Origin of the sequence: Kitasatospora sp. NPDC058243 (assembly GCF_042882025.1) — a bacterium.
Lineage (GTDB): Bacteria > Actinomycetota > Actinomycetes > Streptomycetales > Streptomycetaceae > Kitasatospora.
Genome location: NZ_JBHVWW010000078.1, coordinates 1 through 14080, shown reverse-complemented (window position 1 = coordinate 14080; position 14080 = coordinate 1). Strand labels below are relative to the sequence as shown.

General features: G+C 75.3%; 11 protein-coding genes. 7 read left to right on the top strand and 4 right to left on the bottom strand.

From position 1 onward, the window contains the following. Positions 1–15: 15 nt before the first annotated feature. Both ACFVX9_RS34500 and ACFVX9_RS34495 read right to left on the bottom strand, forming a co-directional pair. Positions 16–690 (bottom strand): thiol:disulfide interchange protein DsbA/DsbL, encoded by a 675-nt coding sequence (locus ACFVX9_RS34500; protein ID WP_063350163.1) that lies wholly within the window; start codon positions 688–690, stop codon positions 16–18. A gap of 164 nt (positions 691–854) precedes the next feature. Then, positions 855–2114, bottom strand: a complete 1260-nt coding sequence (locus ACFVX9_RS34495) for a glycosyltransferase family 4 protein (RefSeq protein WP_380484541.1) — start codon at positions 2112–2114, stop codon at positions 855–857. Positions 2115–2437: 323 nt separating this feature from the next. On the opposite strand from ACFVX9_RS34495, the gene ACFVX9_RS34490 reads away from it, so the two are divergent. The 5 genes from ACFVX9_RS34490 to ACFVX9_RS34470 all read left to right on the top strand — a co-directional run bounded on the left by ACFVX9_RS34490 (position 2438) and on the right by ACFVX9_RS34470 (position 9145). After that, on the top strand, positions 2438–3568 hold the full coding sequence (locus tag ACFVX9_RS34490; RefSeq protein ID WP_380484539.1) for a glycosyltransferase family 4 protein: 1131 nt from the start codon (positions 2438–2440) through the stop codon (positions 3566–3568). Between the two features lie 206 nt (positions 3569–3774). Further along, complete coding sequence (mscL, locus tag ACFVX9_RS34485) at positions 3775–4224, top strand: large conductance mechanosensitive channel protein MscL (RefSeq protein WP_063350160.1); 450 nt, start codon at positions 3775–3777, stop codon at positions 4222–4224. 345 nt (positions 4225–4569) lie between these two features. Then, positions 4570–5379 carry a DUF6643 family protein gene (locus ACFVX9_RS34480; RefSeq protein WP_387985653.1) on the top strand — a complete coding sequence of 270 codons (810 nt, stop codon included), beginning with the start codon at positions 4570–4572 and terminating at the stop codon, positions 5377–5379. Between the two features lie 199 nt (positions 5380–5578). Beyond that, a complete protein-coding gene (locus ACFVX9_RS34475; RefSeq protein WP_380379308.1) occupies positions 5579–6457 on the top strand; it encodes an MOSC domain-containing protein in 879 nt (292 codons plus the stop codon). A gap of 246 nt (positions 6458–6703) precedes the next feature. Beyond that, positions 6704–9145: a right-handed parallel beta-helix repeat-containing protein gene (locus ACFVX9_RS34470; RefSeq protein ID WP_380379310.1), complete on the top strand. Its 2442-nt coding sequence runs from the start codon at positions 6704–6706 to the stop codon at positions 9143–9145. Between the two features lie 187 nt (positions 9146–9332). Here the strand turns inward: ACFVX9_RS34470 and ACFVX9_RS34465 are convergent, their stop codons facing one another. Then, entirely contained in the window at positions 9333–10544 is a 1212-nt protein-coding gene (locus ACFVX9_RS34465) for a PLP-dependent cysteine synthase family protein (RefSeq protein WP_380379312.1), read from the bottom strand. A gap of 142 nt (positions 10545–10686) precedes the next feature. Continuing rightward, complete coding sequence (locus ACFVX9_RS34460; protein WP_380379314.1) at positions 10687–11964, bottom strand: ROK family protein; 1278 nt, start codon at positions 11962–11964, stop codon at positions 10687–10689. A gap of 17 nt (positions 11965–11981) precedes the next feature. Between ACFVX9_RS34460 and ACFVX9_RS34455 the strand changes: the two genes are divergently transcribed. Together ACFVX9_RS34455 and ACFVX9_RS34450 are read left to right on the top strand one after the other, a co-directional pair. Next, positions 11982–13253 carry an MFS transporter gene (locus ACFVX9_RS34455; RefSeq protein ID WP_387985647.1) on the top strand — a complete coding sequence of 424 codons (1272 nt, stop codon included), beginning with the start codon at positions 11982–11984 and terminating at the stop codon, positions 13251–13253. A 125-nt stretch (positions 13254–13378) separates the two neighbouring features. Continuing rightward, positions 13379–13960: a HutD family protein gene (locus ACFVX9_RS34450; protein ID WP_380379318.1), complete on the top strand. Its 582-nt coding sequence runs from the start codon at positions 13379–13381 to the stop codon at positions 13958–13960. Positions 13961–14080: the final 120 nt, after the last annotated feature.

Below are 14080 nucleotides of genomic sequence, written 5' to 3'. Positions count from 1 at the left end.
CGGCCCGCGGCGGGCTCAGTTCCCGCGCAGCTGCTCCTGCTGGACCAGGTAGTCCAGCACCTCGGGCATCGCCTCGACGCCACCGGCCTTGCTCGGCGAAGTCCGGTACTCGCCCTGGACGACCACCGTCGGCAGCTCGTTGACGCCGTAGCGGACGAACTCGACGGCGGCCTCGTCGACCGACCGCGCCACCTCGTCGGAGCGGTACGTCCGGCGGAAGAGCTGGGCGTCCACGCCGTGGCGTACCGCCCAGTCGGTGGCGGTGGCCTCGGTGGTGAGGTCGGTCTGGTCGGTGCGCACCGAGCGGAAGACGCTGCTCTGCAGGCGCTCGACCAGGCCCAGGCGCTCCAGCGTGTAGTACAGGCGCGCGTGGCCGCGCTGGGCGCCCTCGTCCGGGCCGCCCGGCCAGATCGCCGGGACGCGCCGCAGGGCGACGTCCGCGCGGTGCTTCTCGGCCCAGGCCTGCAAGGGCTGTTCGAGCTGCTGGGAGTGGACGCAGTCGTACCAGAAGAACTCGGCCGCCTCCGTGCGGACGCTCTCGCGCACCGGCTGCGGATGGTCCAGCTTGACGAACTGGGCACCCTCGGAGGGGGGTTGGTGACTCACCGCGCCGGCCTGGAGGGGGGATACGGCGATCCCGGCGGCGATGGCGAGCAGGACGGTGGACCGCAGCAGCGACTTCGAGTTCACACCGGGCAGTGTGCTGGCGGCGGTTCGTTACCGTCGAGTTCGGCCGGGCACGCTGGCCCGGATTCGCCCGATCGGCCCAGCCCGACGCCCGGCCCGGCGCGCGACTCGACACCCGGCCCGGCGCGCGACCCGACGCCTGGCAGGGGCCCGCCGCCGCGGGTCTGTCACGGACCGGTGCGCGCCCCCGGGCCACCCCCCGCCCACACCTCGGCGACCAGCCCCTGCCAGGCATCCACCACGGCGCCGAGCTCGAAGTGCTCCAACGCGTGCGCCCGGGCGGCCGCGCCGAGGCCCGCACGGTTGCACGCCAGCACCTTGGCCAGCGCCTCAGCGAGGGCGAGCGGGTCCCCGGGGGCGACGAGCGCGCCGGTCGCGCCGTCCCGGACCACCTCGCGCACCCACCCGACGTCGGTGGCGACGGCGGGCACGCCGGCCAGTGCCGCCTCGATCAGCGCGCCGGGCACGCCCTCGCTGTCGCTGGTGAGCAGCAGCGCGTCGGCGGCCCGGTAGAGCGGCGCCGGATCGGGCAGGGCGCCGAGGAAGTGGGCGCGGGCGGCGGCCGGGTGGCGGGCCAGCGTCTCGCGCAGCGGGCCGTCCCCGGCGATGGCCAGCCGGACGTCCGGCAGCCGGTCGAGGACGTCGAGGGCGAGGTCGAGCCGCTTCTCCGGGGCGATCGCGCCGATCCAGGCGACCAGCAGGACGTCGGCGGGCAGGCCGAGCGCGTGCCGGGCGGCGCGCCGGTCGGCCCGGCCGTCGGCGGGCGGATAGCTCTCGGCGGCCCGGGAGTTGGAGATCACGTGCACCTTGCCGTCGGGCAGCCGGAACTGCCCCTCCAGGACGGCGCGGGCCTCGTCGGTGAGCGTGGTGACGGCGGCCGCGCGGTGCATCAGCGCGCCGCCGCGCACCCGGCGCAGCCGGTTCGCCGTCCAGTAGCGGGGGTGGCCGACGGAGACGTAGACGAAGGGGGTGCGGGTGCCGGCCAGGGCGAGGGCGCAGGCCGCCAGGGTGTCGGAGCCGTGGGCGAGCACCACGTCGGCGCCGCGGGCGGCCGCGCGCAGCGCCCGCAGGGTGCCGGGGCGCAGGCGGCCGGAGCCGAGGACGGCGGCGCGTAAGTCCTCCTCGTCGGCGCAGGCGCCGGGGTCCGGGTCGGGCTGCCGGTCGGGCCCGTCGGGGCTGGCGCCCGGACCGGCCCCGGCGCGAACTCCGGTGCGGTCCGCGGCGCGGGGCCCGGGGAGGGCGGGACCGGGGGGCCCGGGGGACGGGTGCGGGGCGAGGGCGCACAGGGCGGAGGCCTGGCCCCGGCGGCGCAGTTCCCGGTGGAGGTCACGGGCGAAGTTCTGGGCGCCGCCGCGGCGTGGATCACTGATCAGGTGCAGGACGCGGGGACGGGTTCCGGCCGGGTCGGCCGACGTATGGTCGGGCATGGACCGACCTTGGCACAGCGCCCCGCGCCGTACAGCCCCTTCGCGCAACCTGGTGGTGGCCCGTGCGCCCGCGTGAATACACCTGATGTGCGCTGGTCGACTGCGGCCGTGCGCCGGTTGCTCCCGTCGTGCGCCCTGTTCCGCCCCCTCTCGCCCTGCCTCGCTCTGCCTCGCCTCGCCGCACCCCGGCGCCCGACCCCGGCCGCCGTACGGCTGGCGGGCCCGACGGCCACCTGCGATGCTGATCACCAGTCAGGGGGCGTCCGGCACGGGAGAACGGACGCGCCCGCAGCGGGCGGGGGTGGCCGGTGCAGGTGCTTCTGGTGGTCGACAGCGTGAACCGGACCGGCGGGGCGGAGCGCGCCCTGGTCTCGATGGCTCCCCAACTGGTGCGCGCCGGCGTCACGTTGGACGTCGCCTACCTCTACGACTCCCCCGGCGGCTGGCAGCCGGAGCTGACCGCGGCGGGCGCCGCCGTGTTCGGCGTCGGCCGACCGACCGGGGCCGCCACCGCCGCCGCGCTGCGCCGGCTGATCCGCGAACGCCGGCCCGATCTCGTCCACACCGCCCGCCACGCCTCGGACGTGCTCGGCCGCACCGCCGCCCTGGCCGCCCGCACCCCGGTGGTTTCCAGCCTCCTCGACCCGGCGTACGGACCGGAGCAGTCGGCGGCACACGGGGCGAGCCCCTGGCGGATGCGCACCGCGCAGGCCCTGGACGCGGCCACCGCCCAGGGCGCCCGCCGCTTCCACGCGCTCACCCGGCACGTGGCCGGCACGATGGCACGGCGGCTGCGCGTCCCCCGGCGCCGGATCGACGTGGTGCCGCGCGGGCTCGACCCGGAGCTGCTGGGCACGGCCACCCCGGAGCGGCGGGCCGCCGTGCGTGGTGCGCTGGAGCTGGCGCAGGACGTGCCGGTGGTGCTGGCCGCCGCCGGCCAGCACCACCGGAAGGGCCTGGACGTGCTGTTGACGGCCTGGCCGGCGATCCGGCGCGCGCAGCCCGGGGCCGTCCTGCTGCTCGCCGGCGCGGCGGGCCCGGAGAGCGCACGGCTGCGGGCGCTCGCCGAGTCCGCCGGGAGCGTCCGCCTGCTCGGGCCGCGCGAGGACGTGGCCGACCTGATGGCCGCTGCCGACGTGCTCGCCGTGCCGTCCCGCTGGGCGGGCCAGGGCGGCACGGCGATCGAGGCGATGGGCGTCGGGGTGCCGCTGGTCTGCGCGGACGTGCCGGCGTTGCGCGAGACGGTCGGCTCGGAGGACTACGCCCGGCTGGTGGCGCCGGAGCGGCCGGCCGAACTGGCGGCGGCGGTCGTCGACACGCTGGACGACCGGGCGGCGGCGCGGGTGCGGGCGAAGGCCGCGCGGGCACGGTTCCTGGCCTCGTTCACGCTGTCCCAGGTGTCCGCGCACATGGTCGAGTTCTACGAGCGCGCGCTGCGGGTGCGGCCGCTCTGACCCCTGCGACCCGGCGGCGGCCGGATCGACCCGTACGCGGAGCGCCCGGGCTGCGCCCGGACCCGGCCGGCGTGTCCTGCGGCCGGTTACGCGGATCGGGTGAACGCGGTTGGACCTCGGCCCGGCCCGGTCGGCAGGATGTCCGGCCGGGGCGCCCGTCGCGCTGCCTCATCTCCCCCTTCCCCGTACGGATTTGGAGTCACCCGGTGTTCAAGGGATTCCGCAGCTTCCTGCTGCGCGGCAACGTGGTGGACCTCGCAGTCGGCATCGTGATCGGCGCGGCCTTCACCGCCGTGGTCACCGGGTTCGTCACCGCCTTCCTCACCCCGCTCATCGGGGTCGCCACCGGCGCCGTCGGCGACTTCACCCAGAAGACCTTCGAGGTGGCCGGCACCCGGTTCCCGTACGGGGTCTTCGTCAACGCGCTGATCGGGTTCGTGCTGGTCGCCGCGGTGATCTACTTCGCCGTGGTGCTTCCGGTCGGCAGGCTGCAGGCGCGCTTCGAGTCGGCCAAGCCGGCGCCGGTCGTGAAGGTCGACTGCCCGGAGTGCCTGAGCCCGATTCCGGCCGCGGCGACCCGCTGTTCCTTCTGCACCTCGGAGGTCGCGGGCCGGCCGGGCCTCCCGGCGCAGGCGCAGGCGTTGCAGGCGAGCTGACCACTGGCCCGAGGCCGCTGACGGGGACTTTATTCCCGAAACATTCACGAGCCCTCGTCGGACCGTCGGCGGGGGCTCGAATGCGCCGGCGCACGCCCTGTCCGCAAAAGTTTCTCCGGCGGGCCCCGAACCGTCCACCGCCCGGTCACCGCAAGGGTTCGCCGCGCCGCCGTCCGGGTACTGTTCGATCACTGACGGCACGCCAAGGTTGTCCGGAACTGAACGCCGGTATGTCCGTTCTTCCTACTTTCGAAACCTTTGTGCGAGCGAAGACTGTGTAAACAGTCGAACTGCTCCCCCTCCCGCTCTCCTCAGCAGGCGCGTTGTGGGCTTACCGTATGCCCCATGACCTCGCCCCGCTCCTACGACGGAGTCGGCTACCCCTCTCCGTCCTTCTCCTCCGGCACGCCGATCTACGACAGCCTCGTGGCTGAGCGCGGCGTCCCCCAGATCGCACCCATCAACGTGCCGGCGGCCCTTCCGCCGGCCATGTCGTCCGGTTACGGGGCCAGCGCCGGCCCGTCCTACGAGAACCGGTACGGCAACGGGTACGAGAGCGCCGGCAGCAACCTCCCCGCGCTGCCGCCCGCCCGCCTCGCCCTGGGCCCCGGCCCGAGCAGCGGCCCCTCCACCGGTCCCGCCACGGCGTACATCCCCGCGCAGCCCGCGCCGGCGTACGCCTCCGCGCCCCAGCCGCCCGTCCCCGGCTACGGCGCCCCCCAGCAGTACCAGCGGCCGCAGCCCGCCGCACCGGCCTTCGCGCAGACCGCCGGCGGCGGCTACCAGCCGACCGGCGGCCAGAGCTTCGGCGGCCAGAACACCTTCATCGGCGGCCAGGGCGGCCAGCAGTCCTTCGGCGCCCAGCCGATCGGCGGTCCGGGCGCGTTCGGCCCCGGGCAGCCGGGCGGCCAGCCGCAGGGCGGTCCGCAGAGCCTCGGCGGCCAGCAGTCCTTCGGCGGCCCCGGCCAGGCCGGCCCCGGCTTCCAGGGCCAGGGCGGCGACCAGGGCTTCGGCGGCGCCCAGCTACGCCCGGCCATGGCGCCGGTCCGCCCGATGCAGCCGCAGCGCCCGGGCCCGTACGGCGAGCCCGGCCACAACGCCTACAACGCGGGGGGCCAGCAGGGCGGCTACCAGCAGCAGGGCCAGGGCTACTGAGCCACTGACCTCCAGGGCCGGACCCCACCCGGCCCGTACCCGCACCACCTGAGCACCACCCGGCGCGCTCCCCGCGCCGGGCGTACGGAGAAACGGGTCATCCACGGACCGCCCGGAACGCCCCCCACGGCGTCCCGGGCGGTCCGTGCGCGTACGGGGGCCCTGCGGACCGCCGGGAACCGGCTGGCAGGATGGGGGAATGCAGCTCACCGGACTCCACGTCTACCCCGTCAAGTCCATGTACCGCCTGAGCCCCGACACCGCCGCCGTCGAACCCTGGGGCCTGGCCGGAGACCGCCGCTGGATGCTCGCCGACACCACCGGACGCTTCGTCAGCCAGCGCGAGAACGCCGCCCTCGGCCAGATCAGGCCCGACCTGCTCCCCGACGGCGCGCTCTCCCTCACCGCCCCCGACGGCTCCCGGATCGAGGTCCCCGCGCCCGCCGTCGCAGCCGGCGACCCGCTCGCCGAGGTCGAGGTCTGGGGCACCCGCTTCCGCGCCGCCGAGGCCGCCAAGGAAGCGCACCGGTGGATCGCCGAACACCTCGGCGACTACCGCCTGGTCCACCTCGACGACCCGCACGCCCGGCCGGCCGACCCCGACTACGCCGAGCCCGGCACCACCGTCTCGATGGCCGACGGCTTCCCCCTGCTGCTCACCACCACCGCCTCGCTGGAACGGCTCAACGAACTGATCGCCGCCGAGCACCCCGACGGCCACGAGCCGCTGCCGATGGAGCGCTTCCGCCCCAACGCCGTGGTGGGCGGCGCCGAGCCATGGGCCGAGGACGGCTGGCGCCGGATCCGGATCGGCGACCTCACCTTCAAGGTCGTCAAGCCCTGCGGCCGCTGCGTCATCACCACCACCGACCAGGAGAGCGGCGAGCGGCGCGGCCCCGAACCACTGCGCACCCTGGCCCGGCACCACCGGCTGCTGAAGAAGGCCGCGTTCGGGCAGAACCTGATCCCGGAGCGGCCGGCCGGCACCACCGGCGACGTGCTCGGCACGCTGCGCGTCGGCGACCGGGTCGAGGTCCTGGAGGACGGGGCGCAGTGGCCCGCCGACGCGCGGGGGTGAACCGGCGGCGCTCCGGTTCACCGGCTCCCCCCGCCGCCGCCCCCGCGGCGCGTCCCCGTCTCGGAACCACAGGTGTGCGCGCTCGTTGAACATGTGGTCGGAACCTGTGGCGAAGGCGCGAGCCCCCGGTGCCCGCGCGACCGCGGCCGACCGGACCACCCATGGAGGCGCGCTACGGTGGGCGGGCGGCCCGCGCGTACGGCCCGTTGAACGCCGGCTCGACGAAGGTGGGGACGACAGACCGTCATGGCAGAGCACAGGGTCCGGGTCACCCAGGACAGCGCATCCCGCTGGCGCCGCCGCGCAGGCGAGTACGACACCCTCGCGGAGGCCCTCGCGGCCGCCGAACCGGGCGACACCGTGACCGTCCGGCCGGGGACGTTCCGGGAGAACGTACTGCTGGACAAGCCCGTGACGATCGTCCCGGCCCAGGGCCCGGGCACCGTCCGGATCGACCCGCCGTCCGGAGTGGCGCTGACCGTCACCGCCGACGCCATCGTCCGCGACCTCGTCGTCGAAGGCGGCGACAGCTCCACCCCGGCCGTCCTGATCACCGGGCCGCAGACCGCACCCTCGCTCAGCGGCTGCCGGATCGAGACCCGCTCCGCCACCGGCATCGAGATCACCGACGGTGCCCGGCCCACCCTGCGCGGCTGCGTCGTCGCCAACCCGGCCGGACTCGGGCTGCGCCTGCGCGGCCCCGGCACCGCCGCCGCCCTGGAGGACTGCGAGGTCGCCGCCGCCGGGCAGGCCGGACTCGCCGTCCTCGGCGGCGCCACCGCCGCCCTCGACCGCTGCCGGGTCCACCACGCCGTCGGCGCCGGCGTCCTGCTCTCCGACCCGGGCAGCGCCGCCGAACTGACCGGCTGCGAGATCTACGAGATCCGCGGCAGCGGCGTCCAGGCCGAATCACAGGCCCGCGGGCGGCTCGTCGACTGCGAGATCCACCGGGTCACCGGCAACGGCCTGACCCTGGACGGCGAGGCCGAACTCGTCCTCACCGGCTGCCGGGTGCACGACCTGCCGGAGAACGGCGCCGACCTGCGCGGCCGCTCCCGGCTCAGCCTCAACCACAGCACCGTCCGGGACTTCGGGCGCGGGGCGCTCTCGGTCTGGGACCAGGGCACCGAGGCCGTCGCCGAGTCCTGCCAGATCCACGGCTCCACCGGCGAGTACCCGGCGCTGTGGGTCAGCGACGGCGCCCGGCTCACCCTCACCGACTGCTCGCTGTACGACCTGCCGGACGCACTGTTCGTCCTCGACCGGGACTCCGCCGCCACCGCCGCGGACTGCTCCTTCAGCCGGATCCGCAGCTCGGCGGTCTCGGTCAGCGGCGGCGCGGCGGTGACCCTCACCGGCTGCCGGGTCCAGGAGGCCGGCACCGGCCTGTGGTTCCGCGACCACGGCAGCGGCGGCCTGCTCACCGGCTGCGAGATCTCCGACGTGGCCACCGGGGTGATCGTCACCAAGGGCGCCGACCCGGTGCTGCGCGACTGCACCGTCCGGGCCAGCACCGACGCCGGCGTGTACGTCTCGGCGCAGGGGCGGGGCACCTTCGAGGACTGCCGGGTCTCGCACGGCAAGGGCTTCGGCTTCCACATCATCGACGGCTGCCGCACCCAACTGACCCGCTGCCGGGCCGAGCAGAACGAGCGGGCCGGCTTCGAGTTCTCCGAGCCCGGGCCGGTCGCCGAGGGCTGCACCTCGGACGACGTCGCACCGGCCGCCGGTGCGGCCGAGGTGCCGGGCCCGCGGGCCGCCCAACTGGCCTCCACCAGCACCCCGTTGGCCGGGAGGGCCGGGAAGGCCGGGGTGGCCGGCACCGCCGCCGCGTCGGCCGCCACCTCGGCGATCGCCCCGATCCCGGACTGCCGGCCCGCCGACGAGGCGCTCGCCGAACTGGACGCGCTGGTCGGGCTGGCCACCGTCAAGCAGGAGGTGCGCACACTCATCGACCTGATCTCGGTCGGCAAGCGCCGCCGCCAGGCCGGGCTCAAGGCGCCCTCGCTGCGCCGGCACCTGGTCTTCACCGGCGCCCCCGGCACCGGCAAGACCACCGTCGCCCGGCTCTACGGCGAGATCCTCGCCTCACTCGGGGTGCTCCAGCGCGGACACCTGGTCGAGGTGGCCCGGGTCGACCTGGTCGGTGAGCACATCGGCTCCACCGCGATCCGCACCGCCGCCGCCTTCGACCGCGCGCGCGGCGGGGTGCTCTTCATCGACGAGGCGTACGCGCTCGCCCCCGAGGACGGCGCGCGCGACTTCGGGCGGGAGGCCATCGACACCCTGGTCAAGCTGATGGAGGACCACCGGGACGAAGTGGTCGTCATCGTGGCCGGCTACACCCTGGAGATGGAGCGCTTCCTCTCCGCCAACCCCGGTGTCTCGTCCCGCTTCTCACGCACCGTCACCTTTCCCGACTACACGGCGGACGAGCTGCTGGAGATCGCCCGGGCCCAGTGCGCCGAGCACGAGTACGCGCTCGCCGAGGCGACCGAGGGCGTGCTGCTGGACCACTTCGCCCGGCTGGAGCGCGGCCCCAACTTCGGCAACGGACGCACTGCGCGGCAGGTCTTCGAGACCATGGTCGAGCGGCACGCGATGCGGGTCGCCCACCTCGCGGACCCCTCGACGGAGGAGCTCCAACTCCTCGTCCCGGCCGACCTGCCGGGCGCGCCGCTGCCCTGACGCCGGGGGGCTCGGCGCTGTGGCGTCGGGCGGGGAGGGCGGCGAACAGATAACAGAGTCTGAAATCTGTTATCTGAAAGCTGTTATCTGTTATCTGTTCGCTGTCATTTGTTCGCGGTCATTTGTTCGCCGCCGCCAACGCGAGCAGGTGGGCAGGCGGGCGAGCGGGCGGCCGGCGACCTCGGCGTCAGCCCGTCCAGGCACCGCCGGCGAGGAAGGACTCCAGCACGGCCCGGTACGGCGCGATGTCGATCCGCTCGCCGGCCAGCCAGTCGTCCGAGTAGTACTTGTCCAGGTAGCGGTCGCCCGGGTCGCAGATCAGACCGACCACGCTGCCCCGCCGCCCCGCCGCCCGCATCTCGGCGACGATCTTCAGCGCGCTCCACAGCCCCGTCCCGGTGGACGCCCCCGCCTTCTTCCCGAGCACCTGCTCCAGCACCCGCACGGCGGCGATGGAGGCGGCGTCCGGCACCTTCATCATCCGGTCGATCGCCCCCGGGACGAAGCTCGGCTCCATCCGGGGCCGTCCGATGCCCTCGATCCGCGAGCCCCGCTCGCAGACGGCGTCCGGGTCGTGGTGCACCCAGCCGTCGAAGAAACAGGAGTTCTCCGGATCGGCGACGCAGATCCGGGTGTCGTACTGCATGTAGTGCACGTACCGGGCGATGGTCGCCGAGGTGCCGCCCGTCCCGGCGGTGGCGACGATCCAGGCCGGCTCGGGGTGCGGCTCCAGGCGCAGCTGGGCGAAGACCGACTCGGCGATGTTGTTGTTGCCGCGCCAGTCGGTGGCCCGCTCGGCGTAGGTGAACTGGTCCATGTAGTGCCCGCCGGTGCTCTCGGCGAGCCGGGCGGAGGCCTCGTACACCTCGTCCGAGCGGTCGACCAGGTGGCACTCGCCGCCGTGGAACTCGATCAGGTCGATCTTGGCCTGGCTGGTGCTCTTGGCCATGACCGCGATGAACGGCACCCCGACGAGCTGCGCGAAGTACGCCTCCGAGACGGCGGTGGAACCGCTGGAGGCCTCGATCACCGGCTTGCCGGGGCGGATCCAGCCGTTGCAGAGCCCGTGGAGGAAGAGCGAGCGGGCCAGGCGGTGCTTGAGCGAGCCGGTCGGGTGGGTGGACTCGTCCTTGAGGTAGAGGTCGATCCCCCACTCGCCCGGCAGCGGGAAGCGCAGCAGGTGGGTGTCGGCGGAGCGGTTGGCGTCGGCCTGGACCTTGCGCACCGCCTCCTTGAGCCAGGCGCGGTACTGCGGGTCGGTCCGGTCGACGTCGACGGTCGGTTCGATGCCGGTGGTCGGCGCGACGTCGACGGTCGGCTCGACGGTCGGCTCGACGCTCGCGGTCGACTCGATGCCGCTCGCTCCGCCGGACTGGGTCCCGCCGGGTTGGGTGCTCATGGCCACTCTCCCTCGTTACGACCCCCCACTGCTCACTACGAGTGTATGAGAGTCACGATAAGTGACCGTTTTCACAGTCCCAGCTTCCGCTTATCGCCCCTGGTCCGACCTGTCGCCCCCAGCCCGACGCCCGGCCCCGGGTTCAGCCCGCCGTCACCGACTGCGGGTCCGCCAGGTACGGCCCCCAGCCCAGCTCCGCCGCACCCGCGAGCGCACCGTGCGCCAGCTCCGCGCCGACGATCGGCACCCGTCCGCTGCGCCCCCACAGGCTGCGCTCGGCGACCACCGCGCGCAGCCGCTCGGGCGCGGCCTCCAGCAGGTCGAGGTGGAGCCCGCTGAGGACCACCCGGTCCGGGTTGAGGATGTTGGCGACGCCCGCGAGTCCGAGCCCGAGCCGGTCGATGACGTGTTCCACGGCGGCCCGCGCGCGCTCGTCGGTGGCGGCCGCCCGGCACAGTTCGCGCGCCTGGTCGAGCAGCGGACGCCCCGGTTCGGGGGTGAGCCCGGCGGCGGCGAACAGTGCGTCGGGGTCGGTCTCGGAGTTCAGGCAGCCCCGGTTGCCGCACGGGCAGAGCCGGCCCTGCGGGTCGACGGTGAGGTGGCCGACCTCCAGGGCCAGCCCGGCGCTGCCGGTGTGCAGGTGGCCGTCGATCACCAGCGCACCGCCGACGCCGCGGTGGCCGGAGGTGACGAGGAGCAGGTGACGGGCACCGCGCCCGGCACCGTGCCGGTACTCGGCGAGCGCGGCGAGGTTGGCGTCGTTGGCGAGGGCGGTGGGCAGTGGCCGACGGGCGCCGGGGCCGTGGTCGGCGCGGCCCACCTCGACGTCGTACAGGTCGGCGACCGGGGTGCCGCTGGGCCAGGCGAAGTGCAGTGCGGCGAGCGCGGCGCCGTCGGGTTCGGTGACCGGGTTGGGCAGGGCGAGCGCGGCGCCGAGGCAGCGCCGGCTGGTCGCGCGGGCGAGTTCGGCGCCCGCCTCGGCGACGGCGCGCAGCATCCGGACGGGGTCGGTGGCGGCGGGCAGCGGCAGGTGGACGGGCGGGTCGAGCAGGCCGCCGAGGCCGGCCAGGGTGACGCTCAGTCCGTCGGCGTGGATCTGCCCGGCGACCACGACCGGGCCCTGCGGGTCGATCGCGAGCCGGTGCGAGGGGCGTCCGCGTCCGCCGCCGGCCGGGCGCGAGTCGACGGTGATCAGCCCGAGCGCCTCCAGTTCGGCCGTGACGGCCCCGGCGGTGGCCCGGGTGACGTCCAGCGCGCGGGTGAGCGCCGAGCGGGTGGGCGTCTGTCCGGTGTGGATGAGCGAGAGCGCGGGGCCGAGCAGCGTCCGACCGCGATCGGGGGCCGCGCGGCGGTGGGCGTCGCGCTGCGCTTCGAGGTCGGTTCCGGAACCTGGTCGCGGACTTGAAGGTGAGAGCTGCACGCCCCTATTGTGACTTTGTGCCGCTTCGAAACAAAATCCGCCCGCGTCCTCGACCCGACCAGACCTCCCCCCAGTCTCTCAGCACACCCCCCGGCACGGACAGCCCCTGGGGCTCGGCACGGCTCGCACTCACCGCGTTCTTCGCCGTCGACGGCTTCCTCTTCGCCGCCTGGGTGGTCCGCATCCCGGACATCCGCAGCCAGGTCAACGCCTCGCACAGCGCCCTCGGGCTGGCCCTGCTCTGTCTGTCGATCGGCGCCGTCCTCACCATGCCGCTCGTCGGGCGGCTGTGCCTGCGGTACGGCTCGCGCCCGGTGACCGTCGGCTCGCTCGCCCTGCTCAGCCTCGCCGTCCCGCTGCCCGCACACGCCCACTCGGTCACCGCGCTCGGCGGCGTGCTGCTGCTCTTCGGCGCCGGGTACGGCGGCGCCAACGTCGCGATGAACAGCGCCGCCGTCGACCTGGTGGCGCAGCTGCGACGGCCCGTCATGCCGAGCTTCCACGCCGGGTACAGCCTCGGCGGTCTGCTCGGCGCGGGCCTCGGCGGGCTCCTCGCCGGTGCGCTGAGCACCGCCTGGGCGCTCGCGCTCGGCGGTCTGCTCGGCCTCGCCGTCACCGCCGCCGCAGGCGTCGTCCTGCTGCGCAGCCCGGCCGCGCCGCTGGTCGCGCCCGGCCGCACGGGCGACGGCGACGCCACGGGCGACGACGCGAACGGCCACGGCACCCGCGCCACGGCCGGCCGCGCCGCCCCGCACCTGCGGCTGCTCGTCCTGCTGCTCGGCCTCACCGCGCTGTGCACCGCGTACGGCGAGGGCGCGATCGCCGACTGGACCACCCTCCACCTCACCGACGACGTCCACGCCAGCCCCGGGACGGCCGCCGCCGGGTACGCCGCGTACGCCTTCGCCATGACCAGCGGACGGGTCGGCGGCACCTGGCTGTCCATCCGGCTCGGCCAGACCCGGCTGATGCTGCTCGGCGGCCTGACCGCGGCGGCCGGCATGCTGGTCGCCGCCCTCGCCCCGGTGGTGCCGCTGGCCGTCTGCGGGTTCGTCCTGGTCGGCCTCGGCCTCGCCAACCTCTTCCCCCTCGCGATCGCCCGGGCCGGTGCGGCGGGCGGCCCGCAGGGCGTCGCGTTCGCCTCGACGCTCGGGTACGGCGGCATGCTGATCGGTCCGGTGGTGATCGGCTTCCTCGCCGACGCGGCGGGGCTGCCGATGGCCCTGACCACCGTCGCGGTGGCGGCCACGGCGGCGGCGCTCCTACCGCTGGCCGTCCGTCGGCGCTGACCGTCTGTCGGCGCTGACGGGAGCACCCGGGTCGTCGGCACGGCCGGTCCGACCGACCCCACCGCCGACGGCCCCGGGCGACGCCCGACGCGGCCGCGCGCGGACGTGGTGGCAGGATGCGGGCCATGACGAGCAGCGGACGGATCCAGGTACTGCGGGCGGCCGAGCGCCCGGCCACGGCGTGGCTCAACGGGGGCGGGGTGACCAGGGAGGTCGCCGGTTTCCCCGTCGGGGCCGGGCTGGACGCCTTCGACTGGCGGGTCAGCCTCGCGGACGTCGCGTCGGCCGGGCCGTTCTCGCCGTTCCCCGGCGTCGACCGGGTGATCACCCTGGTCGAGGGCCCCGGCATGACGCTCACCGTCGACGGCGCCGAGCAGCTGGTCGACGCGCCCTTCCGCCCCTTCGCCTTCCCCGGTGACGCTGTGACGGACTGCCGGCTGTCGGCCGGCCCGGTGGTCGACTTCAACGTGATGACCCGTCGCGACCGGGTCGCCGCCGCCGTGGACGTGCTGTCCGCACCGGCCGTCGCGGACGTCCCGCCGGGGGCGACCGTCCTGCTGGTCTGCCTCGCCGGTTCGGCCGCCGTCGACGGTGACACGGTGCTCGACCGCTACGACGCCGCGCTGCTGGAGGGGGCCGGTCCGCGCGAGGTGCTGGTCCGGGCCGGCGGGGTCACCGCCGTGGTCACGCTCCGCCCGTCGCGCTGACGCCGAGGATCCGGGGCGCACGGGCGCCCGGACACCGGAACGCTGCGGGGCCAGGGGGGGGGGGCCCCAGGGGCAGGGGTCCCTTGTGTGTGGGTTCACCATCGAACAACAATGTGTGGT